Origin of the sequence: Streptomyces dysideae (genome assembly GCF_001514305.1) — a bacterium.
Classification (GTDB): Bacteria; Actinomycetota; Actinomycetes; order Streptomycetales; family Streptomycetaceae; genus Streptomyces; species Streptomyces dysideae.
Window position 1 is genome coordinate 183,527 of sequence record NZ_KQ949090.1, and the last position, 23,141, is coordinate 206,667.

The window sequence follows — 23,141 nt, forward strand, 5'->3', positions numbered from 1 at the left end:
GAGAGTCCGCCATGTACGAGCTGTCCCGGGTCCGCCTCTACTCCATCGGGCCCGCCGGTGCGCGCTACGCCGACACCGTGCTTGACCTGCGCGGTGTCGGCGACGTCGTGCCCGACCCCGCGCCCACCCAGGCGGAGTTCTTCGAGGAGGAGCCCGTCGGCCCGCCGCGGCGGCCCGCGCCCGCCGGTGTGCTCTTCCTGGAGAACGGCGGCGGCAAGTCCGTCCTGCTCAAGCTGATCTTCTCCGTGATGCTGCCCGGTCACCGCAACACCCTCGGCGGTGCCAGCTCCGGTGTGCTCCGCAAGTTCCTGCTCGCGGACGACTGCGGGCACGTGGCGCTGGAGTGGCAGCACGTGCTGACCGGCGAGTGCGTCGTCGTCGGCAAGGTGAGCGAGTGGCGCGGGCGCCAGGTCTCCAACGACCCGCGGAAGTTCGCCGAGGCCTGGTACTCCTTCCGGCCCGGCCCCGGACTCAGCCTGGACAACCTGCCCGTCGCCGAGTCCACCGCCGTCCGGCCGTCCGTCGAGGGCCAGTCGGGCGCGCAGGGCCGGCGCCGCACCATGAAGGGCTTCCGGGACGCCATCACCGAGGCGGGCAAGGCGTATCCGCACCTGGAGGTGCACTGGGAGGAGATCCACGACCGGTGGATCGAGCACCTCGGCGACCTCGGCCTCGACCCCGAACTCTTCCGCTACCAACGGGAGATGAACGCCGACGAGGGTGAGGCGGCCGGCCTCTTCGCGGTCAAGAAGGACTCCGACTTCACCGATCTGCTGCTGCGCGCCGTCACCGACACGCGCGACACGGACGGGCTCGCCGACCTGGTCAGCGGCTTCGGCAACAAGCTGGGCCGACGTGCCGAGCTGATCGCCGAACGGGACTTCACCGCCGGGTCGGTCGACCTGCTCGGGCGGATCGTGGAGGCCGCCGAGGCCCGCTCACGCGCGCGTGACATCCACACCGGTGCCGAGCGGCGGACCCGCACCCTGGCGCGGCGGCTCTCCGCACGTGGGGTGCGGGAGCGCGTCCGGGCCGCCGACCTCGCCCAGCGGGTCACCGCCGCCGCGTACGCCGTCACACACGCCGAGGCGGGCCGGGAGCGCAGCGCCCTGATCGCCGCCGAACTCGCCTACCGGCACGCATCGTTGGCACTCGCCGCCGCCGAGAAGTCGGCGGCCGCGCAGAAGCGCGAGCTCGCCGACGCGCGCACCCTGCACGCCGCCTGGCAGGCCGCCGAGGTGGTCCTTCGGCACCGCGCCGCCGCCGACCGCGTCGCGCGCGTGTCCGCCGCGATCCAGGAGGCCGAGCGGGACGCGGCCCCCGCGCTGGCCGCCCGCGCCAAAGCCGCCGTCGATCTCGTACGCGCCCTGCACGCGGCCGCGGAGAGCGCGGAGACCCTCGCGAACGAGGAGGAGGAGCGGTCCGCCGCCCTCCAGGAGGTCAGCGACTCCGCGTACCGGGACTCCACCTCCGCCGCCACGGAGGCACAGCGGGCCCGCAGCGAGATCGGGCATCTGAAGCAGCGCCTGACCGAGGTCGAGCAGGAGACCGCCGAGGCCGTGCGGGCGGGCTGGCTCGACGACAGCGCCCCCGACGCCGACCCGGCCCGAGCCGCCCTCGCGGCGAGTGACGCCGAGAAGACGGCCGTCGCCGCCTGGGACACCGCGCGGGAGGCATCGCGCCGGGCGTCGGAGCACGCGCGCGAGGCGGCCTCCGCCGAGTCCCGCGCGGAGCTGACGGCGGCCCGCGCGGCGGACGCGGCCACGGCGGCGGAGCGGTCGTACGGGGCGGAGCGCCGCCTCGCCGAGGCCCTCGCGGCGGAGGAGCGGCTGGCAGAGCTGCTGGGCCTGTCGGGTGCCGTCGGCGGCGGCCGCCCCGGCGTGCCCGGACCTCGTCGGGACGGCAGGACCGGCTCGGCCGCCGGCGCTGCCCCGGCCGATCGGACGGACAGCGGAGGTCGGGTGCGCGCCGCCGACGGCACGGCGGCCGGATCGGGCAGCTCGCGGGACGCCGGAGCAGACGGCCGGACGCGCTCCGGTGCCGTGCGCCCCGTGACCGAAGGTCCCCTCACCCCCGAAGAGCTGGACCGGTTCGCGGACGAGTTGCGTGAGCTGCTCGACGACGCCGTCTCCTCCGCCGAGCGGCAGCTCTTCGAGCTCCGTACGGCCGCCGCCGACGACTCCCGCATCCTGGGCGCGCTCGGTGACGGCGGACTGCTGCCGCCCGGCCCGGACGTGCTGGCCACCGTCGAGTTCCTCGGTGAGCAGGGCATCCCCGCGCTGCCCGGCTGGCGCTATCTCGCACAGGCCGTCGACCCCGCGGACCACGCTCGCGTGCTGGCCGCCCGGCCCGAGCTGGTCGACGGCGTGATCATCACCGACCCGGGCACGCACGTGCGTGCCCGCGAGGCGCTGAGCGACGCGGCGCTGCTGCCCCGCTCGGCGGTCGCCGTCGGTACGGCCGCCGCTCTGCTCGCCCCGACGCCGGCGCCCGACGCGGGTGACGGCGACGTGTTCCTCGTACCGCCGAACCCGGCCATGCACGACGAGCACGCCGCCGACGAGGAGCGGCAGGCGCTGCGCGCGCGGGCGACCGAGCGGGACGACGAGATCCGCACGCTGGCGGCGCGGCTCGGCAAGGACCGTGAGCTGGCGGCACGGCTCGCCTCGTGGCGGACCGGCTGCCCGGCGGGGCGGATGGTCGAGCTCGCCGAGGCCGCCCGGGAGGCACGCGCGTTCGCCGAGGAGTCCGAGGCCGAGCTGGCGGAGGCGCGGACCGTGCGGGCCGAGGCCGACGAGGTCGCCGCCGAGGCGTCCCAGGTGCGCGACGAGCGGCAGGAGGCCGCGCAGAAGGCCCGGCGTGCCGCCGACGCCCTCGCCGGGCTCGCCTTCCGGCTGCGCGAGCGGGCCGGCTGGCAGGCCAAGCTGCGCGAACTCGCCGACGAGGCCACCGAGTCCGAGGCCCGCGCCCAGACCTGCCTGGAGCGCGCCCGTGCCGCCGACGAGGACCGGCGCGCCGCCCAGCGCGCCGCCGACGACGCCCGCCGAACGGCCCGCGCGCTGCGTGCCGAGCGCTCCGAGATCGCGGGCGCCCCCGACGACGTACCAGAGGCCGACGCGGATGGCCCGAAGTCGTCCCTGCCCGCCCTCCGCGAGGCATACAGGGCCGCCTCCCAGGTGTACGAGAAGGTCGGCGTCGGCGCCGACCTGCGTGCCGAGCAAGCCCGCGCGGAGAGCGACGAGAGCGCCGCGCGCGCGGAGCTGGACCGGCTGAGCAACAAGGTCCGCACGCGTGCGGCGGGGCTGCTGGAGTCCCCCGATGGCTCCGACGGGCCGTCCCGGCAGTCCGCCGCCGCCCGTGCCGAGGAGCTGGTGCAGCTCCTGGAGACACGGATGTCGACCGCGAGCGAGCAGCTCGGCCGACTGCGCGGCGAGGCCGAGCGGCACGCGCCCGAGGACGGCGAGACGCACACCGAGCTGTCGGAGGAGCTGCAGCCGCGCGACGCCGAGCACGCGCAGGCACTTCTGCGCACGGCGACCACCGAACTCGCCTCCCGCACCGAGGCGCTGGCCCAGGCCCGGGAGGCGCACGCCGAGCTACTCGACGCGCACCGGGCCGCCGAGGACGCGGCCGGCGGCTTCGACGAGATCGCCGCGATGCTGCGGGACCTGCTGCGCGAGCACGCCTCCGAGGACGAGCACGAGGAGCCGGAGCCGTACCCCGGCAGCCTGGACGAGGCCCGCCAGTCCGCCGCCGAGGCCCGCCGGTCGCTGCGCGGCTGCGCCGCCGACCTGTCCGCCGCCGAGGGCGCCGTACGCGAGGCGAGCGACATCCTCGTACGGCACGCCAACTCCACGCGCTACGAGCAGGTCCGCACCCCGGCCCGGCAGCAGATCCGTGAGCTGCCCGCCTCCGCGCTGCCCGAGCACGCCCAGAAGTGGGCGGACGCGTTCGCGCCCCGACTCCGGGTCCTCACCGACGAGTTGGAGCAGCTGGAGCGGAACCGGGACTCGATCGTGGACCGGCTGCGGGGGCTCGTCGAGTCGGCGCTCGCCACCCTCAGGTCCGCCCAGCGGCTCTCCCGGCTGCCGGAAGGCCTGGGCGAGTGGTCCGGGCAGGAGTTCCTGCGGATCCGCTTCGAGGAGCCCGACCAGGCCACGCTCACCGAGCGGCTGGGCGAGGTCATCGACGAGGCGACCCGGGCAGCCGTCAAGAAGAACTCCGACCTGCGGCGCGACGGCATGTCCCTGCTGCTGCGGGGCGTCGCCGCCGCGCTCCAGCCCAAGGGTGTCGCCGTCGAGATCCTCAAACCGGACGCCGTACTGCGCGCCGAGCGCGTGCCCGTCGGGCAGATGGGCGACGTCTTCTCGGGTGGCCAGCTGCTCACGGCCGCCATCGCCCTGTACTGCACGATGGCCGCGCTGCGCTCCAACGACCGGGGCCGGGACAAGCACCGGCACGCCGGCACGCTGTTCCTCGACAACCCGATCGGGCGTGCCAACGCCACGTACCTGCTGGAGCTCCAGCGTGCCGTGTCGGACGCGCTGGGCGTCCAGCTCCTGTACACCACCGGCCTGTTCGACACGACCGCGCTGGCGGAGTTCCCCCTGGTCATCCGGCTGCGTAACGACGCCGACCTCAGGGCGGGCCTGAAGTACATCAGCGTGGAGGAACACCTCCGGCCCGGATTGCCGCAGCAGGCCCCGGCCGGAGAAGGTGAAGCGGTGCACAGCGAGATCACGGCGACCCGGATGTTCAAGAGACCGGCACCGACGGCCGGCTGATCAGGTGTCCGCCTTCAAGAGGTCCGCGCACTTCTCGCCGAACACTGCGGCCTGGAGGCGCCTCCACGCGTCCTCAGGGGTGTGACAACCGCCCGGCCCCGCCCCGTCGCCGTATCCGGTCCTGCGCCCGCTCGGCCTCCCGTGCCTGTCGTCGTGCCCTGCGCCGTTCGCGCCGCAGGGCACGCGCGGTGCTGCTCGGAATCGAGACCACGCCATGGCGCTGGTTCCACACCTGGCGGGTCACCCACACGTCGAGTGCGCCCCAGGTGGCCACCACGGTGCTGGCCACGCTGCTGATCACCATCGGGAACGCCAGCCACGACCCGGCCAGGGTGCACAGGAACGCCACCATCGCCTGGACCAGCGTGAAGGCGATGATCAGCACCGCCCGGACCGCCGCCGTACGCACGGGGTCCGGCATCCGGCGCCGCTGCGCGGGCTCCTCCACCCACAACGGCCGGTAGGGCGACCGTTTTTGGGCCGCATCGTGCCCGCCACGCCGGGCTCTGCTCTCGAACTCCGCTGTTCCGTCATCCGCGCCCGCCGGAATCTCGCGTCGGTCCGTCGCCTCGCGCCCGTCCGTCGGATTGTCGCGATCCGATGCCTCAGAGCTCCGCCGTTCCGGCACGTGCGCCACCACACCGTCCCCGGGCGCCTCGCGCCGTCGCTCCGCCGTGCCCATCACCGTGTCACTCCCCACCGCCAGCAGACCGCTCGCTCCCGTGTCCGAAGACCCGGCTCCCCAGTGGTTGCCCGGCTTGCGCTGTTTTACGCCGCCCGGGGACGGGATGCGGCTCCTGTGGCCGATTCCGCCTCCATTTCCCGTAGACAAAGACGAACGACGCGTCACGAAGATTCCCAAGGAAGAGAAAAATCCGGCCAACTGACCGAGTGGGCCGACCGGATCGCTTCGGCAGGCCGTCGCGACATTCCGGTAGGCAATCTCCCCCAATGACCTGACAACTCCCCATGTCTCTTCGTGGGTACGGAAGTTCAGGTTCCGGATAGCTCTTCGAGTTACCACTGGGTCGGTAGTAGGCTCGCGCCGATTGTTGACGTACATGTGTGCCCCCCCGGTCGGTGGGGGTCCAAACTGGGGGAGGCCATGCGCTTTCGCGGGAAGTCGATCCGCCGGAAGATGGTGGCGCTGCTTCTCGTGCCGCTGGTGTCCCTGACCGCCATCTGGGGCTTTGCCACGGTACTCACGGGGCGAGGTGTGGCCCAGCTGTTCACGGTGTCGTCCCTCGTGGAGAAGATCGGCTACACCACCGAGGACGCCGTGCGCGTCCTGCAACAGGAACGCCGCCAGGCCCTGGTCTACCTCGCCGACCCACGGGCGTCTGACGCACAGTCGGCGCTGCGCGCCACCAGGACCGCCACCGACGCCGCCGTCGCCGAGATCCGCAAGAACGCCAAGAACCCCGATGTCCGCGACGGCATGGACGCGGCGGACGACGAGCACCTCACCGCCGTCCTGGACGCCTTCGACGGCATCAACTCCCTGCGCCGCAGCGTCGAGGACGGCACGGCGACCCGTGCCGAGGCCCTCGACCAGTACAACCGGCTCGTCGACCCCTGCTACACCCTGCTGGCATCCATCGACGGACTCGACAGTGTGGCGATGGACAAGCAGGCCCGCGCCCTCCTCAACGTCACCCGCGCCCGCGAACTGCTCTCCCGCGAGGACGCGTTGCTCGGTTCCGCCCTCGTGGTCGGGAAGCTCTCCCGGGAGGAGATCCGGAAGGCTGCCGACCTCGTCGCCCAGCGCTCCCTGATGTACGACATCAGCCTGGCGGACCTGCCGGCGTCGGAACGCGAACGCTACGACCGCTTCTGGAAGAGCGCCACGACCGCTCCGCTGCGGGCGGCCGAACAGTCTGTCGTCTCCTCCGGTCCCGGCACGCCCCGCTCGGTCACCGCCAAGAGCTGGGACACCTCCGTCGGGAACGTCCTCAACGAGCTCAGCAAACTGAACGACGAGGCGGGCGTGCGCTATCAGGAGCGGGTCAGCCCGGTCGCGATGGGTGTCATCGTCAAGGCGGCGATCGCGGGCGTTCTCGGACTGCTCGCTCTGCTGCTCTCGCTCTTCCTGTCCGTGCGGATCGGCCGCAGTCTCATTCGCGACCTGCGGCAGCTGCGCCTGGACGCCCACGAGGCGTCCGGCGTCCGCCTGCCCAGCGTGATGCGCCGTCTCTCCGCGGGCGAACAGGTCGACGTGGAGACCGAGGTCCCGCGCCTGGAGTACGACAAGAACGAGATGGGCGAGGTCGGCCAGGCCCTCAACACCCTGCAGCGGGCGGCCGTCGAGGCCGCCGTGAAGCAGGCCGAGCTCCGCTCCGGCGTCTCCGAGGTCTTCGTCAACCTCGCCCGCCGCAGCCAGGTCCTCCTCCACAAGCAGCTCACCCTCCTCGACACCATGGAACGCCGGACCGAGGACACCGACGAACTCGCCGACCTGTTCCGGCTCGACCACCTGACCACCCGTATGCGCCGGCATGCCGAGGGTCTGGTGATCCTCTCCGGCGCCGCCCCCTCCCGGCAGTGGCGCAAGCCCGTCCAGCTCATGGACGTCGTACGTGCCGCTGTCGCCGAGGTCGAGGACTACGAGCGCATCGAGGTCCGCCGGCTGCCCCGCGTCGCCGTCACCGGCCCGGCCGTCGCGGACCTCACCCACCTGGTCGCCGAACTCCTGGAGAACGCCACGGTGTTCTCCCCGCCGCACACCGCCGTCCAGGTCCTCGGCGAACGCGTTGCCAACGGCTTCACCCTGGAGATCCACGACCGCGGCCTCGGCATGGCGGCCGATGCCCTGCTGGACGCCAACCTCCGGCTCGCCGAGACTCCCGAGTTCGAACTGTCCGACACCGACCGGCTCGGCCTGTTCGTGGTCAGCCGGCTCGCGCAGCGGCAGAACGTCCGGGTCTCGCTGCAGCCCTCGCCCTACGGCGGCACCACGGCCGTCGTCTTCATCCCCGACGCACTGCTCACGGACGATGTGCCGGATACCAACGGCATCGGCTTCCGTCTCGACCGGCCCAGGCCCTCGAAGGAGGGCGAGCTCGAGGAGTCCCGCCGCGCCGCGCTCAACCAGGCGCCGGTACGCCTGCCGGGCCTGCCGGCCTCGCTGCTGGACGGCCCGGTCGAACTGGAGGCCCCCGTCGACCTTGACGCCCTCGGCGACTTCCCGGACGCGCTCGACGGCGAGGACGGCGAACGGGGTGGACTGTTCCGCCCGCGCCACACTCTCGCCCGTGCCGAGGACGAGCCGTCGAGGCACCTGGGCGAGCCGCACCACCAGCTCTCCGACCTCCACGGTGTTCCGCACGGTGTTCCGGAGCAGGCCGACACGGACGAGTCCCTGAGCGGACCGGTCCCACTGCCCGGCCGCCGGACCCCCAAGCTGGTCAGTTCGCACGGCCGCCCGGTCACCGAACAGCGGTCCCGGCGCGCAGAGCCGGACGAGGAGCCGTCGATGGGCCACAACCGCCCGGAGCCGGACGCTCCGGCGCCCCTGCCGAGCCGTCGTCGTGCGGTGCCCCCGCGCCAGGAGACCGGCGGGGCCGACCCCGCCGGAACCCCGCCGGCCCCGTGGCACGACCGCGGCGAGATCCCGGAGACCCCCGCTCTCCCGAGGCGCACCCGGCAGGCCGCGATCGCGTCGAGCAGCACCGACGACCCGGCCAGGAGCCCGGCCCCCGCGCCGCGGGACACCGGCTCCGGCCTGGGAGCGCTGCCCCGGCGCGTCCGCCAGGCCAACCTGGCTCCGCAGCTCAGACAGGGACCCGCACCGCGCAAGACCACGGCGGAGCCAGCAGAGCGGGACGCCGACGAGGTACGCAGCCGGATGGCCTCGCTCCAGAGCGGCTGGAGGCGCGGCCGCGAGGAGAACGCCGCGGGCGACGACGCCCACAGCGGCTCAGCACCACAACGAACGACAAAGGGGGACGGTCGATGACCGCACCGAAGGCGACCGGCCACACCACGACCAAGTTCAGCGAGCTCAACTGGCTCCTGGACGACCTGGTGGATCGCGTCGCGAGCATTCGCAAGGCCCTTGTACTCTCCGGTGACGGCCTGCCGACGGGGGTGTCCAAGGAACTCACCCGGGAGGACAGCGAGCATCTGGCCGCCGTGGCGTCCGGCTTCCACAGCCTGGCCAAGGGCGTGGGCCGCCACTTCGAGGCGGGCAACGTCCGACAGACCGTCGTCGAACTCGACGAGGCCTTCCTGTTCGTCACGTCCGCCGGTGACGGCAGCTGCCTCGCCGTGCTCTCGGACGCCGACTCCGACGTCGGCCAGGTCGCCTACGAGATGACGCTCCTCGTCAAGCGGGTCGGCGTGCATCTGGGCACCGCCCCGCGCACCGATCTGTCCTCGGGCGGGTAGTGGGATGGCATGAGCGCTGACGGTCAGGTAAGAAGCCACTGGTTCGACGACGAGGCCGGCCCGGTCGTCCGTCCGTACGCCATGACGCGCGGCCGCACCTCCAGTCCGGGCCAGCACCGCCTCGACCTGATCGCGGTGGTCGTCACGGAGCCCCACGCGGACGACCCGGAAGCGGACTCGACGCTGTCCCCGGAACACGTGGACATCGTCGAGCTGTGCCGTGACACCCCGCAGTCGGTCGCCGAACTCGCCGCCGAAATCGACCTGCCCATCGGAGTCGTACGCGTCCTCGTCGGAGATCTCGTGGACCGTGATTTCGTCCATGTGAACCGGCCCGTACCGCCTGCAGAACTGCCGGACGAGAGTATTCTGCGCGACGTGATCAACGGCCTCCGGGCGCTGTGAGCAGCGCGGAAGCGGGGTAGCGACGTGACAGGCTGGCAGTTCTGGGTCGACCGAGGTGGCACCTTCACCGATATCGTCGCGCGACGCCCCGACGGCCGTCTGCTGACGCACAAGCTGCTGTCGGAGAATCCTGCGCGATACTCCGACGCGGCCGTCGCGGGCGTGCGCCAGCTCCTCGACGGTTCCCAGGACCCGATCGAGGCTGTCCGCATGGGCACGACGGTCGCCACCAACGCCCTCCTGGAACGCAAGGGCGAGCGCACTCTGCTCGTCATCACCCGCGGCTTCCGCGACGCCCTGCGCATCGCCTACCAGAACCGCCCCCGCATCTTCGCCCGCCGCATCCAGCTCCCCGAGCTGCTGTACGAGCGGGTCGTCGAGGTCGACGAGCGCATCGCCGCCGACGGCACCGTCCTGCACGCCCCGGACCTGGACGCGCTCGCCGGCCCCCTCCAGGAGGCGTACGACGCCGGGATCCGCGCCGTCGCCGTGGTCTGCCTGCACAGCCACCTCCACCCCGCCCACGAGCAGGCCGTCGGGAACCTGGCCGCCCGCGTCGGTTTCCCGCAGATCTCGCTGTCCAGCGAGGTCAGCCCACTGATGAAGCTCGTCCCGCGCGGGGACACCGCCGTCGTCGACGCCTACCTCTCGCCCGTGCTGCGCCGCTACGTCCAGCACGTCGCCGACGAACTCGAAGGCGTACGGCTGATGTTCATGCAGTCCAACGGCGGCCTCGCCGAGGCCGGTCAGTTCCGCGGCAAGGACGCCATCCTGTCCGGCCCCGCCGGCGGCATCGTCGGCATGGCCCGCATGTCGCAGCTCGCCGGCTTCCACCGCGTCATCGGCTTCGACATGGGCGGCACCTCCACCGACGTCTCCCACTTCGCGGGCGAGTACGAACGCGTCTTCACCACGCAGATCGCCGGCGTCCGGCTGCGCGCGCCCATGCTGGACATCCACACCGTCGCGGCCGGCGGCGGCTCGGTCCTCCACTTCGACGGCTCCCGCTACCGGGTGGGACCGGACTCGGCGGGCGCGGACCCGGGACCGGCCTGCTACCGCGGCGGCGGCCCGCTCGCCGTCACCGACGCCAACGTGATGCTCGGCCGTATCCAGCCCGCCCACTTCCCCAAGGTGTTCGGCCCCGACGGCGACCAGCCCCTCGACGACGCCCTCGTCCGCGACCGCTTCGCCGCCCTCGCGCGCGAGATCCGCGAGCAGACCGGCGACGAGCGGACCTCCGAGCAGGTCGCCGAGGGCTACCTGCAGATCGCCGTCGCCAACATCGCCAACGCCGTCAAGCGGATCTCCGTCCAGAAGGGCCACGACGTCACCCGCTACGCCCTCACCACCTTCGGTGGTGCGGGCGGCCAGCACGCGTGCATGGTCGCCGACTCGCTCGGCATCCGTACCGTCCTCGTCCCGCCCATGGCCGGTGTCCTTTCCGCGCTCGGCATCGGCCTCGCCGACACCACCGCCATGCGCGAACAGTCCGTGGAGGCCCCACTGGAGGCCGCCTCGATGCCCGGCGTCCGCAAGACGGCAGACAGCCTCGAGACAGCCGCCCGCACGGAACTCCTCGACGAGGACGTCCCCGAGGACCGCATCAAGATCACCCGCCGCGCCCAGCTCCGCTACGACGGCACCGACACCCCCCTCACCGTCGAGCTGACCGAGCCCGACCCGATGAGGCACGCCTTCGAAGAGCGTCATCGCGCCACGTACTCCTTCACCCTCGACCGCCCGATCGTCGTCGAGGCCCTCTCCGTAGAAGCCACCGGCATCACCCAACCCCCCGATCTCTCCGCCCTGGCCACCTACCAGGGCCGTGCCGACGCCCCCGAAACCGTCCGCCTCCACACGGGCGGCACCTGGCGCGACGTACCTCTCCACCGCCGCGAGGACCTGCCCCCCGGCGAAACCGTCACCGGCCCCGCGATCATCACCGAGGCCAGCGCGACGACCGTCGTCGACGACGGCTGGCAGGCCGCGACGACCCACGACGGGCATCTGGTCATGGAACGCGCGACGGTTACACAGAGTTCCGATTTCGGCACAGAAGCAGACCCGGTTCTCCTTGAGGTCTTCAACAACCTCTTCATGTCCATCGCTGAACAGATGGGCGCCCGCCTGGAGTCCACGGCCCAGTCCGTCAACATCAAGGAACGCCTGGACTTTTCCTGCGCCCTCTTCGACCCGGACGGAAACCTGGTGGCCAACGCCCCGCACATCCCCGTCCACCTGGGCTCGATGGGCACGAGCGTCAAGGAGGTCATCCGGCGCCGCGGATCCGGCATGCGGCCCGGGGACACGTACGCCGTCAACGACCCGTACCACGGCGGCACCCACCTGCCCGACGTCACCGTCATCACTCCCGTGTTCGACTCCACGGACACGGAGGGTGACCGGATCCTGTTCTACGTCGCCTCACGTGGCCACCACGCCGAGATCGGCGGCATCGCCCCCGGCTCCATGCCCGCCAACAGCCGCAGCATCGAGGAGGAGGGCATCCTCTTCGACAACTGGCTGCTCGCCGAGAACGGCCGCTTCCGCGAAGCGGAGACCCTCCGCCTGCTCACCGAGGCGCCCTATCCCTCCCGCAACCCCAAGACCAACCTCGCCGATCTGCGCGCCCAGATCGCCGCCAACCGGAAGGGCGTCGACGAAGTCGCCCGCATGATCGAGAACTTCGGCCTCGACGTCGTGCAGGCATACATGAAGCACGTCCAGGACAATGCCGAGGAAGCGGTCCGCCGGGTCGTCGACGCCCTGGACGACGGCGAGTACGCCTACGAGACCGACTCCGGCGCCGTCATCCGGGTACGCGTGCGCGTGGACCGCGAAAACCGTTCCGCGACCGTCGACTTCACCGGTACGTCACCGCAGCTCACCACCAACTTCAACGCCCCCTTCTCGGTGGTCAACGCGGCCGTCCTGTACGTCTTCCGCACCCTCGTCGACGACGACATCCCGCTCAACGACGGCTGCCTGCGCCCCCTGAAGATCGTCGTGCCGCCCGGTTCCATGCTCGCCCCCGAGCCGCCGGCCGCCGTCGTCGCGGGCAACGTGGAGACCTCCCAGGCCATCACCGGCGCCCTCTACGCCGCGCTCGGCGTCCAGGCCGAGGGCTCCGGCACCATGAACAACGTCACGTTCGGCAACGACCGTCACCAGTACTACGAGACCGTCGCCTCCGGATCCGGCGCGGGCGACGGCTTCCCCGGCGCACCCGTCGTCCAGACCCACATGACCAACTCGCGGCTCACCGACCCCGAGGTCCTGGAGTGGCGGCTGCCCGTACAGCTCGACGAGTTCGCCGTGCGGCGCGGCAGCGGCGGCGCGGGACAGTGGCGCGGCGGGGACGGCGCCGTGCGCCGCATCCGCTTCCACGAGCCCATGACCGTCTCCACCCTCTCCCAGCACCGCAGAGTCCAGCCGTACGGCATGGCGGGCGGCGAACCCGGGGCGCTGGGCGCCAACCGTGTGGAGCACGCGGACGGCACGGTCACCGCGCTCGGCGGCAGCGACTCGGCGGACGTCGGCCCCGGCGACGTCCTCGTCATCGAAACCCCCGGCGGCGGAGGCTACGGCCCACCGTCGCGCGACCCCCATCAAGCAGGAGAAGAGAACGATGATCTTCGGGCGTTCTGAGCGCGGGAAGCCTCCGGTCGAGCCCGTCACGCTCAAGATCCTGGTGGCCGGCGGCTTCGGCGTGGGCAAGACCACCCTCGTCGGCGCGGTCAGCGAGATCAGGCCGCTGCGCACCGAGGAACTGCTCACCGAGGCCGGGCGCCCGGTCGACGACACGAGCGGCGTCGAGGGCAAGCACACCACCACGGTGGCCATGGACTTCGGGCGCATCACCCTGCGCGAGGACCTGGTGCTGTACCTCTTCGGCACGCCGGGCCAGGAGCGGTTCTGGTTCATGTGGGACGAGCTGTCCGAGGGCGCGCTCGGCGCGGTCGTCCTCGCCGACACGCGCCGCCTGGAGGACTGCTTCGCCGCCGTCGACTACTTCGAGCGGCGCTCCATACCCTTCGTCATCGGCGTCAACTGCTTCGAGGGCGCGGCCCGTTACCCCGTAGAAGACATCCGTCAGGCCCTCGACCTCGACGAGGGCGTGCCGCTGCTGCTGACCGACGCCCGCGACCGGGAGTCGGTCAAGGAGGTCCTCATCGGCGTGGTCCAGCACGCCATGGCATACGCGGCGGAGCGCCGCCAGACCGTCGCCACCTGAAGCTCACAGCACGAGCACGGCCCGTACCCCCGCCGACCGGGGTACGGGCCGCGGCAGAGGGGCACGCGCGCGTGGCTCACCGCAGTCGCACGCACGCGTGCACGGTGCTCAGTCCGCGCCGTCCTCGTGCCAGCCGAAGCTCTTCTCCACCGCCTTGCGCCAGTTGTGGTACTCGCGGTCACGTACCGACGCCGCCATGGTCGGAGTCCACTCGACGTCCTTCTGCCAGTGCGCCTTGAGCTGGTCCAGGTCGTTCCACACGCCGGTGGCGAGCCCGGCCGCGTATGCGGCGCCCAGACAGGTCGTCTCCGAGACCTTCGGCCGGATCACCGGCACATCCAGCACGTCCGCCTGGTGCTGCATCAGCAGGTTGTTCTTCGTCATGCCGCCGTCGACCTTCAGGGTCGTGATGTGCACCCCGGAGTCCTGGTACATGGCGTCCACGACCTCGCGCGTCTGCCAGCTCGTCGCCTCCAGCACCGCGCGCGCCAAGTGCGCCTTGGTGACGTACCGCGTCAGACCGGTGACGACACCGCGCGCGTCCGAGCGCCAGTACGGGGCGAACAGACCGGAGAACGCGGGCACGATGTACGCGCCACCGTTGTCCTCGGCACTCGCAGCCAGGGACTCGATCTCGTCGGCGGTGCGGATGATGCCGAGCTGGTCGCGGAACCACTGGACCAGCGCGCCCGTTATGGCTATTGACCCTTCCAGGCAGTAGACGGGTGCCTCACTGCCGATCTTGTAGCCCATCGTCGTCAGCAGCCCGTTCTTCGACGGCACCGGCCGGTTGCCGGTGTTGAGCAGCAGGAAGCTGCCCGTGCCGTACGTGTTCTTCGCCGTGCCCACGTCATAGCAGGCCTGCCCGAACACGGCCGCCTGCTGGTCGCCCAGTGCGGACGCCACGGGCACGCCGGCGAGCTGGCCCACCGCGGTGCCGTACACCTCGGCCGAGGACCTGATCTCGGGGAGTACGACCTCGGGCACGTTCATCGCGGAGAGGATCGAGGAGTCCCACTGAAGGGTCTCCAGGTTCATCAGCATGGTGCGTCCGGCGTTCGTCACGTCGGTGACGTGGTGTCCGCCGTCCGTGCCGCCGGTGAGGTTCCAGATCAGCCAGGAGTCGATGGTGCCGAAGGCGATCTCACCGCGCTCGGCGCGGGCCCTGAGCCCGGGCACGTTGTCGAGCAGCCAGGCCGCCTTGGGCCCGGAGAAGTAGCTGGCCAGCGGCAGTCCGGTCTGCTCGCGGAAACGGTCCTGCCCGTCCGAGCCGCCGAGTTGGTTGCACAGCGCCGAGGTACGGGTGTCCTGCCACACGATCGCGTTGTGCACCGGTTTGCCGGTCGCTCGGTCCCAAAGGACCGTAGTCTCACGCTGGTTGGTGATGCCGAGCGCGCTGAGCTGGTCGGCGCGCAGCCCGGCCTTGGCGATCGCCCCGGCGACCACTGCCTGCACCTTGGACCAGATCTCGGTGGCGTCGTGCTCCACCCAGCCGGGCTTGGGGAAGATCTGGCGGTGCTCACGCTGGTCGACGGCGACGATCGCGCCGTCCTGGTTGAAGATGATGCAGCGGCTGGAGGTGGTGCCCTGGTCGATAGCGGCGACGAACTTGTCCGTCATGACGTCCCCTTCGTCGGTTCCTTCAGAAGGCTGCGTTGAAGATGAGCCCGGACAGCACCCCGCCGATCAGCGGTCCGACCACCGGGATCCATGCGTAACCCCAGTCCGAGGTGCCCTTGTTGGGGATCGGGAGCAGGGCGTGCGCGATGCGCGGGCCCAGGTCACGGGCCGGATTGATGGCGTATCCCGTGGGACCGCCGAGCGACAGACCGATGCCCACCACCAGGAACGCGACGATCAGAATCGCGGTGCCGGACTCGCCGAGCCCCTTGGTCAGGCCGAAGGCGAGGATCGGCAGCACCAGGCCGATGGTCGCGATGATCTCGGTGATGAGGTTCGCCACGGGATGGCGGATCGCGGGGGCCGTGGAGAAGATCCCGAGCGTCGGCTGCGCCTTGTCCTCCTCGGAGTTGGCCTGGAACTGCGCGAAGTAGACCAGCCAGCACAGGATCGCGCCGAGGAACGCGCCGACCATCTGTCCGGCGACGTAGATGTGGACCTTGTCCCAGTCCCCGGTGTCGATGGCGATCCCGACGGTCACCGCGGGATTCAGATGCCCACCGGACAGCGGCGCGGCGGTGTACGCGCCGGCCATCACTCCGAATCCCCAGCCGAACGCGATGACGACCCAGCCGGCGTCCTTCGCCTTCGAGTAGTTCAGTACGACGGCGGCGACCACCCCCGCGCCGAAGAGGATCAGAATCGCGGTGCCGATGACCTCACCGACGAAGATGTCTCCATTGCTCATGGCGGCTCCTAGGCCCTGGCCCGGGACGATCGGCCCCGGTCCTCCGTGCAGGGTGCGTTTCCCATGGCGACTTCAGCCGAAGGCAGGGAGGGTCCCGCGCCCCGCCCGGCGTCCGTGACGAGCGTGCCGTCGAGCCGTATCGCCCGTGGGGGAAGGGGCCTTGATCCAGGCGGAACCCGCGCGGCGCAGTGCATGGATACGCCGAGAATGTACGGCGATGTCGACTGACACCGGAAGTGTTCACCGGCGCTCAGGGGGCGTCAAGGTCGCGGACGGGAACGGTTGAGGGCACGCCTGCCGTCGGCGTCGGCGGCTCCGTGAGTGGGCCCGCGGCTGACGCCTCCGGATGCCTCGGCCCGGCTCTTCGCCTAAGCGGTCGCCACCTGCGCTCCCCGAAGGACCTCATGACCGGGTAGCCCCGCGTGCCCCAGTACCCAACTCGCCCCGTGCAGCGACTTCGCGGCCTTCTTCAGCGGCGCCAGACAGGCGGCCGCCTGCCGGTGATCCGCAACGCTCCCCGGTGCACACAGGACCGTCGCCAGCGACAGCGTGACCGGATGCCCGCCCGCCGACCAGGGCACGTTCAGCACCGAGGCGGCCAGCGGATCCAACCCTTCCGGATCAGTGAGTACGAGGAAGTCGTCCCCGCCGATGTGCCCCACCCGCGTACTCCCGGTCTCCGCGTGCTGCAGCGCCCGCCCTACCGACCGGATCAGCTCGTCGCCCGCGGCGAACCCGGCGCCGTCGTTGACCTGCTTGAAGTGGTCCACGTCGAGCCAGCTCAGCGCGAATGTCCGCCCCTCCGAGATCCGCCGGTCCACCTCCCCGGTGATCGCGTCCGAACCGGGCAGCCGCGTCAGCGGATTGAGCCCGGCCGCCTCCTCTACCCGGGTCTCGGCCAGTGCCCGTACCAGGTCGGCAAGGCGCACGACGCCCACGCACCGCCCGTATCGGTCGACCACGGCGACATCGTCCGAGGTGCGGTTGTGACCGCCGACCGCGACCACGTCCAGGACCTCCCACGCCGTGGCGGCGGCACCGACCGTGCGCGGCGGATCGCCGAGCTTGAACGCGGGCCGGTCGGCGTACAGGGCATGGCCGTAGCGCCCCGACATCGACAGCAGGAAGCGGGACCGGTGCACCGACCGGACCGGGACCCCGTCGGCGTCGACGAGCAGCACCCCGGAAACGTCCGGCGACCCGGTCAGCAGCGCCCGCACCTGGCCGGCGGACGCGGTGGCGGGCAGCAACGCGGCCGGCCGTACGAACTCCCGCACCGACGGCCCCGACCGAGGCACGGCCATGGGGCCGGAGGAGCGGGGCGGAACGTATACGTCCACGGCGGGCAACCGCGCGGGCGGAGCGAACAACTCGCCCTGCGCCAGCTGCGCACCGGCCGACCGCGCGGCCGCGCACTGCAGTTCGGTCTCCACACCCTCCACGGACAGGAGTGCGCCCAGCTGGTCGCACAGCGTCCGCATGGCCCGCACCGCTGCTGGCCGCGCCAGCAGCGACGCGTCGAGCTTCACCAGGTCCGGCGCCATATCGGTGAGCAGCCGCAGCGGTACGTCCCCGTCCCCGACGCCGTCCGCACTGATCCGGAATCCCTGCTCCCGCAGTGAACTCAAGGCCTCCAGCAGCGCTTGCTGCGGCACGTGCGTGTACGGGGGCCCGACATCGACCGTCACTTCCCAGGGCAGGCGCCCCGAGTCGCGCACGGCCGTGTGCAGCGGGGTGAGCCCGCCGAGGTCGGCGAGGGTGCCGGCGAACACGTTGACGTGCAGCGGCAGCAACGTCTCCTTTCGCGCTGCAGCCCGGACCGCCAACACCGCCAGTCGGCCGTCGAGTTCGGGGTCGCGTCGAGCCTCGGCCAGGATGTCGCCGGCCTCCGGGCGGGCGAGTATCTCCAGCCCAGCGACCGCGCCCGTCGTCAGATTGACCACCGGCTGGAAGGCGAAGCGGAGAGTGTCCGTCCAGGAGTGCACGGCAGCATGATGGCGCCGTCGGGGCACGCCCGAGCGCAGTTCATGAGACGTTCACGCAGGATTCCGGGTCGGTCACACAGTGTGGAAAGACCTCCTCACCGCACCGCGATCACCGCCGAACCATGCCCGAACAGCCCCTGGTTCGCCGCGATCCCCACGCGCGCCTCGGCGATCTGCCGGTCACCCGCCTCACCCCTCAACTGCCAGGTCAACTCGCAGATCTGGGCGATCGCCTGCGCCGGAACCGCCTCCCCGAAGGAGGCCAGCCCGCCACTGGTGTTCACGGGTATGCGCCCGCCCGGGGCCGTCGCGCCCTCCCGCAGCAACTTCGCGCCCTCACCCTGGCCGCACAGCCCCAGATCCTCGTACCACTGCAACTCCAGCGCGGTGGACAGGTCGTAGACCTCAGCGAGTGAGAGATCCTCAGGCCCGACCCCCGCCTCCTCGTAGACCGCCGACGCGATGGACGCCCGGAACGTCCCGGGCGGTGGCTCCACCGCCACCGCGGAGTCCGTCGCGATGTCCGGCAGGTCCAGCACGGTGTTCGGGTAACGCGGCGTCACCGTGGACACCGCCCGGATCCGCACCGGCTCCGCCACATCATGCCGGTGTGCGAACTCCATGCTGGACAGCACCAGTGCCGCCCCTCCGTCCGAGGTCGCACAGATGTCGAGCAGCCGCAGCGGATCGGCGACCACGGCGGAGGCAGCGACCTCCTCGGCGGTGACCCGCTTGCGGTAGCGCGCGTACGGATTCAGCGCGCCCATGGCGGCGTTCTTCACCTTGACCTGGGCGAAGTCCTCCGGCGTGTCGCCGTGCACGGCCATCCGCCGGCGCGCGTACAGCCCGAAGTACGCCGGATTGGTCGCCCCGAGCACCCGGAACCGCAGCCAGTCCGGATCGTCGGGCCGGTCCCCGCCCGCGGGTCGGAAGAACCCCTTGGGCGCCGCGTCGGCACCGACCACGAGGACCACCTCCGCGAGCCCCGAGAGGATCTGCGCCCGCGCGGTGTTGACGGCCTGCGCCCCGGACGCGCACGCCGCGTACACGCTCGCCACCCGGGCCCCCTGCCAGCCCAGCGCCTTCGCGAACGTCGCCCCGGCCACATACCCCGGATAGCCGCCCCGCACGGTGTCGGCACCCACGATCGAGCCGACCTCCCGCCACTCCAACCCGGCGTCGGAGAGCGCCGCACGGGCCGCGGCAGCCCCGTACTCGACGAAGGTGCGCCCCCACTTGCCCCAGGGGTGCATGCCCGCACCGAGGACCGCCACCTCACCCGTCATGCCGTCACCCCCGTCGGCCGCCACTGCCAGGTCGTCCAGATCGTCTCCGCGTCCTCATGGAGCACGCCGGCCACGACCTCCACCTCCATGCCCACCGCCAGATCCGCGACGGTGACCCCGGGAACCGCCTGTCCCAGCACCACGAGGCGCTCGGACTCCAGCTCCACAGCGATCAACGCGTACGGCTCCCACGGAAGTTCCGGATCGGTCACATACGGTGACGGAGGACGGTACCGGCTGTCCGTGTAGGACCAGACACGCCCCCGTTGCGAGAGGGGCACCTCCTCCAGGTCACCGCCTGGGCAGGCCGGGTTGCGGCAGTGGGCGTCCTCGCGCGGGAAGAACACCGAAGCGCAGACCGAACAGCGCGTGCCCAGAAGCCGGAAGTCGTCCCCTTCGCCGGCGAACCACCCGGCGACCACAGGTGTGTGTGTACGCGACAAAACCCCTCCCCGGCACGGAATCTGACGGAACGTCAGAAGTCTGCCACGGGCATCCGGAAATGGGCAGGGCGTCCGGCGGCGGGCAGTACCGGGCCGCCCCCGGAAGACGTCCTTCCGGTGATCGGATACAGTCCGCCGCGTGTCCGAAACTCAACACTCCAACCCCAACTACGCGCCCGACTCCCACTGTTCGAGCTGCGGCGCGCCCTACGGAGAGGGCGTCTCCGGCTGGCCTCGCACCTGCCGGACCTGCGCCACAGTGGCCTACCGCAACCCGCTGCCGGTCGCGATCGCACTCCAGCCCGTGTACGACACGAAGGGCACCGCCCTGGTCGTCATCACCCGAACCATCGCCCCCGCGCGCGGGGGCATCGCACTCCCCGGCGGCTACATAGACGACCGTGAGGACTGGCGCCAGGCCGTCATCCGCGAGCTCAAGGAAGAGACCGGCATCGACGCCGCCAGCCGTGACATACGGCTCGCCGACGCGATGAGCTCTCCCGACGGCCACCTGCTGCTGTTCGGGCTCCTTCCGGAGCGCCCGGCGGACCGTCTACCGACCTCCGCCGCCACCGACGAGACAGAGGGCTGGCACCTCCTGCACCGGCCCGAGGAACTCGCCTTCCCCCTGCACACGCTCGCCGTACGGGCGTTCTTCGAGGGCCGCTACGTCTGAGCCCAGCCCTCCGCGAGCCCTCGCACACGCACCGGATGGGACGGCGTGCTCACGCCGTCCTCACCCTCCCGCTCCACGACCACCCGCCGGCCCTGCCAACGCGTGACATAACGCTCGATCTCCGGCTCGTCCCACCCGTCACCCGCATCCGGTACCACCAGCCCGCCCCCGGTCCGTCCCCGGGCGGGCGCCCACACCTCGAGCTCCAGCCCGCCGTCCTCCCCACGCACAGGAACGACCGCACCCGCGCGCGCGAGCACCGGAATCCGCGACAAAGGGGCGTCCACGAGAATCTGCCCCGGCCCCTCATAGACCTGCTCCGTCACCGTGTCGTACCAGCGCCCCCGCGGCAACTGCACCGCACGCCGGTCCGCACCCGGGTCGAGCACCGGCGCCACCAGCAGACAGTCGCCCAGCAGGAAGGCGTCCTCGCAGTCACGCAGCGCACGGTCCTCGGGAGTCGACCACCACAACGGCCGCACATAGGGCGCTCCCATGCGCCGGGCCAGATGCGCCAGCGTCACGAAGTACGGCAGCAGCCGCCTGCGCTCGACGAGCGCCACGCGCGCGTGCTCCAGCACCTCGGCACCGAACCCCCACGGCTCCCGGCGCCCCGCCCGCAGACTCGCGTGCGTGCGGAACAGCGGCAAATAGGCGCCCAACTGGAACCACCGCAGATACAGCTCGGGCGACGGACTCCCGTCGAACCCGCCCACGTCCGGCCCCGAATACGGCACCCCGCACAGCCCGAGCCCCATGACCAGCGACAGCGACGCACGCAGCCCGGGCCAGCCCGTGGCCACGTCACCGGACCACGTCCCCCCGTAACGCTGCATGCCCGCCCAACCGGAGCGCGAGAAGACGAAAGGCCGCTCCTCGGGCGCCAGTTCACGGAGCCCTTCGTAGCCCGCCCTGGCCATGCACAGCGCATAGACGTTGTGCGCCTCGCGATGGTCCCCGCCGCGGCCCTCCAGGGAATGCCGGGCCGAGCGCGGCAACGTCGACTCCCCGAAAGCGCTGAACGAGGTCGGCTCGTTCATGTCGTGCCAGAAACCCGAGAACCCCTGCGCGAGCCGCTCCTCGTACAGACCGGCCCACCACTGCCGCACACGCGCGTGCGTGAAGTCCGGGAAGACCGCCTCTCCCGGCCACACCACTCCACGTACGACCCGCCCTGAGCCGTCCCGCACGAACGCGTCCTCGGCTGCCCCGCTGTCGTACACGGCATTGCCCGGCGCCGCCTTGACCGCCGGATCCACGATCGACACCAGACGGATCCCGGCCCGCCGCAGCTCCTCGGCGAGTTGAGACAGTTTGGGAAAGCGGTCCTGATCGACCGTGAACACCTGATGCGCGTCGTAGTGATCGATGTCCAGGTGGACCGCATCGAGCGGCAGATCGCGCTCCTGGTAACCCGAAACGATCCGCCGCACCTCCTGCTCGCTGCCGAAGCCCCACCGCGCGTGATGGTGGCCCAGCGCCCACGCGGGCGGCAGCGCGGGCGCCCCGGTGAGCGAGGCCCAGGCGAGCAGCACGCGCGCAGGAGTGCCCACCATCACCCAGCAGCGCAGCGGACCCCCGTCCATCCGCAGCTCCGACGTCCCCGCCCGGTCGTGCCCGGAACCGGCGCCTTCCTCGCCCTCCCGCAACGTCACCGTGCCGTCCCACGAGGTGTCGTGGAACACCAGATGCGTGGCGGCGTCGGCCACCACCAGCTGCACCGGCATCGTGATGTACAGCGGATCGTCGCCCGGCCCGAAGACACGGCCCGGGTCGGTGTTCCACAGGCGGTACGTTCCGCCCCGCAGCCGGGGGCCCGAAGCCCGCCCCCCGAGCCCGAAGAACCGCGCGTCCGCGGCGACTTCCGACCGCTGCATCCAGCGAGCCCGGCCACCGCCGGCCGGCTCCCACCACCGGGGCGGCAGATCACTGCGCAGGGTCACCCCACCGGGCGTGCGCACCTCGACGGCGCCGTGCCGCGAGACGACGACCGTCATCCGCTCGGAGACAACCCGCCAGCCGCCGTCCTTGTCCGGCTCCAGCACCGCCCGAGGATCCGGCTCAGGACAGCGGCCCGCGAGCGCGTACGACGGCTCGGGACCGGCACCGTCCCAGCCCCAGAAGACGGCCCCGTTCACCGCGACCATGATCCGCAGTTCGGACCGGCTGAACCGGACGACACCGCCCCCGGGCCCCGGCTCCACGTCCTGCACGGGGCCGGGCACGCGCGCGCGTTCGGCACCCCGAGGCGGCAGCCCCGCGGCGTCCGCACGCCGCCTGCGCCACGCCGCTCGCACGGTACGCAACCCCTGGGCCGCCCCCACGGAACCGACCGCCTTCATCGAACGCACCAGGTCACGACCGTCCATCATGCTGCCCAGCCTGCCATTGACCGCCCTACGCGCGCGTCTCGTTCAACTTCCGTTCACCCGTGCTGGGACCACATCTTCACGACACGGACTATGTGGGGCTCACCCTGGTATACAAGTCGATCACATGGCATCGTCCGTGTCAGCCGCGTCACGCGCACAACCCAGCCCGTGCGCGGAAGACGCACACGACGCGCACAGT

At 71.7% G+C, this 23,141-nt stretch carries 14 protein-coding genes; 7 read left to right on the forward strand and 7 right to left on the reverse strand.

Annotated elements, in window-relative coordinates:
- Positions 1-11: 11 nt before the first annotated feature.
- Positions 12-4,784 (forward strand): hypothetical protein, encoded by a 4,773-nt coding sequence (locus AQJ91_RS24750; RefSeq protein WP_067025833.1) that lies wholly within the window; start codon positions 12-14, stop codon positions 4,782-4,784.
- A 73-nt stretch (positions 4,785-4,857) separates the two neighbouring features.
- On the opposite strand, the gene AQJ91_RS49940 is transcribed toward AQJ91_RS24750, so the two are convergent.
- Complete coding sequence (locus AQJ91_RS49940; RefSeq protein ID WP_079085166.1) at positions 4,858-5,466, reverse strand: hypothetical protein; 609 nt, start codon at positions 5,464-5,466, stop codon at positions 4,858-4,860.
- Between the two features lie 423 nt (positions 5,467-5,889).
- Between AQJ91_RS49940 and AQJ91_RS24765 the strand changes: the two genes are divergently transcribed.
- The 5 genes from AQJ91_RS24765 to AQJ91_RS24785 are packed head-to-tail and all read left to right on the forward strand — an operon-like array spanning position 5,890 to position 13,812.
- Positions 5,890-8,739 carry a sensor histidine kinase gene (locus AQJ91_RS24765; RefSeq protein WP_067025839.1) on the forward strand — a complete coding sequence of 950 codons (2,850 nt, stop codon included), beginning with the start codon at positions 5,890-5,892 and terminating at the stop codon, positions 8,737-8,739.
- Positions 8,736-9,170 carry a roadblock/LC7 domain-containing protein gene (locus AQJ91_RS24770; protein ID WP_067025841.1) on the forward strand — a complete coding sequence of 145 codons (435 nt, stop codon included), beginning with the start codon at positions 8,736-8,738 and terminating at the stop codon, positions 9,168-9,170. Before AQJ91_RS24765 ends, AQJ91_RS24770 begins: the two co-directional genes overlap by 4 nt.
- 9 nt (positions 9,171-9,179) lie before the next feature.
- Positions 9,180-9,575 (forward strand): DUF742 domain-containing protein, encoded by a 396-nt coding sequence (locus AQJ91_RS24775; protein ID WP_067025843.1) that lies wholly within the window; start codon positions 9,180-9,182, stop codon positions 9,573-9,575.
- 24 nt (positions 9,576-9,599) lie between these two features.
- Positions 9,600-13,226, forward strand: coding sequence for a hydantoinase B/oxoprolinase family protein (locus tag AQJ91_RS24780; RefSeq protein ID WP_067025845.1), 3,627 nt, complete (start codon positions 9,600-9,602; stop codon positions 13,224-13,226).
- Positions 13,207-13,812 carry a GTP-binding protein gene (locus AQJ91_RS24785; protein WP_067025847.1) on the forward strand — a complete coding sequence of 202 codons (606 nt, stop codon included), beginning with the start codon at positions 13,207-13,209 and terminating at the stop codon, positions 13,810-13,812. The genes AQJ91_RS24780 and AQJ91_RS24785 overlap by 20 nt, the downstream gene beginning before the upstream one ends.
- Before the next feature lie 108 nt (positions 13,813-13,920).
- Here AQJ91_RS24785 and glpK read toward each other — a convergent pair whose 3' ends face one another.
- The 5 genes from glpK to AQJ91_RS24810 all read right to left on the reverse strand — a co-directional run bounded on the left by glpK (position 13,921) and on the right by AQJ91_RS24810 (position 19,873).
- Positions 13,921-15,432, reverse strand: a complete 1,512-nt coding sequence (gene glpK, locus AQJ91_RS24790) for a glycerol kinase GlpK (RefSeq protein ID WP_067025848.1) — start codon at positions 15,430-15,432, stop codon at positions 13,921-13,923.
- A 22-nt stretch (positions 15,433-15,454) separates the two neighbouring features.
- The gene (locus AQJ91_RS24795; protein WP_067025850.1) at positions 15,455-16,180 is read right to left on the reverse strand and encodes an MIP/aquaporin family protein; all 726 of its coding nucleotides are present in this window, start codon (positions 16,178-16,180) and stop codon (positions 15,455-15,457) included.
- A gap of 368 nt (positions 16,181-16,548) precedes the next feature.
- Positions 16,549-18,165, reverse strand: coding sequence for a GGDEF domain-containing protein (locus AQJ91_RS24800; protein ID WP_067025852.1), 1,617 nt, complete (start codon positions 18,163-18,165; stop codon positions 16,549-16,551).
- A gap of 95 nt (positions 18,166-18,260) precedes the next feature.
- Positions 18,261-19,451 (reverse strand): lipid-transfer protein, encoded by a 1,191-nt coding sequence (locus AQJ91_RS24805; protein ID WP_067025886.1) that lies wholly within the window; start codon positions 19,449-19,451, stop codon positions 18,261-18,263.
- The gene (locus AQJ91_RS24810; protein WP_067025853.1) at positions 19,448-19,873 is read right to left on the reverse strand and encodes a Zn-ribbon domain-containing OB-fold protein; all 426 of its coding nucleotides are present in this window, start codon (positions 19,871-19,873) and stop codon (positions 19,448-19,450) included. Before AQJ91_RS24810 ends, AQJ91_RS24805 begins: the two co-directional genes overlap by 4 nt.
- Before the next feature lie 160 nt (positions 19,874-20,033).
- On the opposite strand from AQJ91_RS24810, the gene AQJ91_RS24815 reads away from it, so the two are divergent.
- On the forward strand, positions 20,034-20,570 hold the full coding sequence (locus AQJ91_RS24815; protein ID WP_067025856.1) for an NUDIX domain-containing protein: 537 nt from the start codon (positions 20,034-20,036) through the stop codon (positions 20,568-20,570).
- Here the strand turns inward: AQJ91_RS24815 and AQJ91_RS24820 are convergent.
- The gene (locus AQJ91_RS24820) at positions 20,561-22,939 is read right to left on the reverse strand and encodes a glycoside hydrolase family 31 protein (protein WP_067025858.1); all 2,379 of its coding nucleotides are present in this window, start codon (positions 22,937-22,939) and stop codon (positions 20,561-20,563) included. The two genes, AQJ91_RS24815 and AQJ91_RS24820, sit on opposite strands and share 10 nt — an antisense overlap.
- Positions 22,940-23,141: the final 202 nt, after the last annotated feature.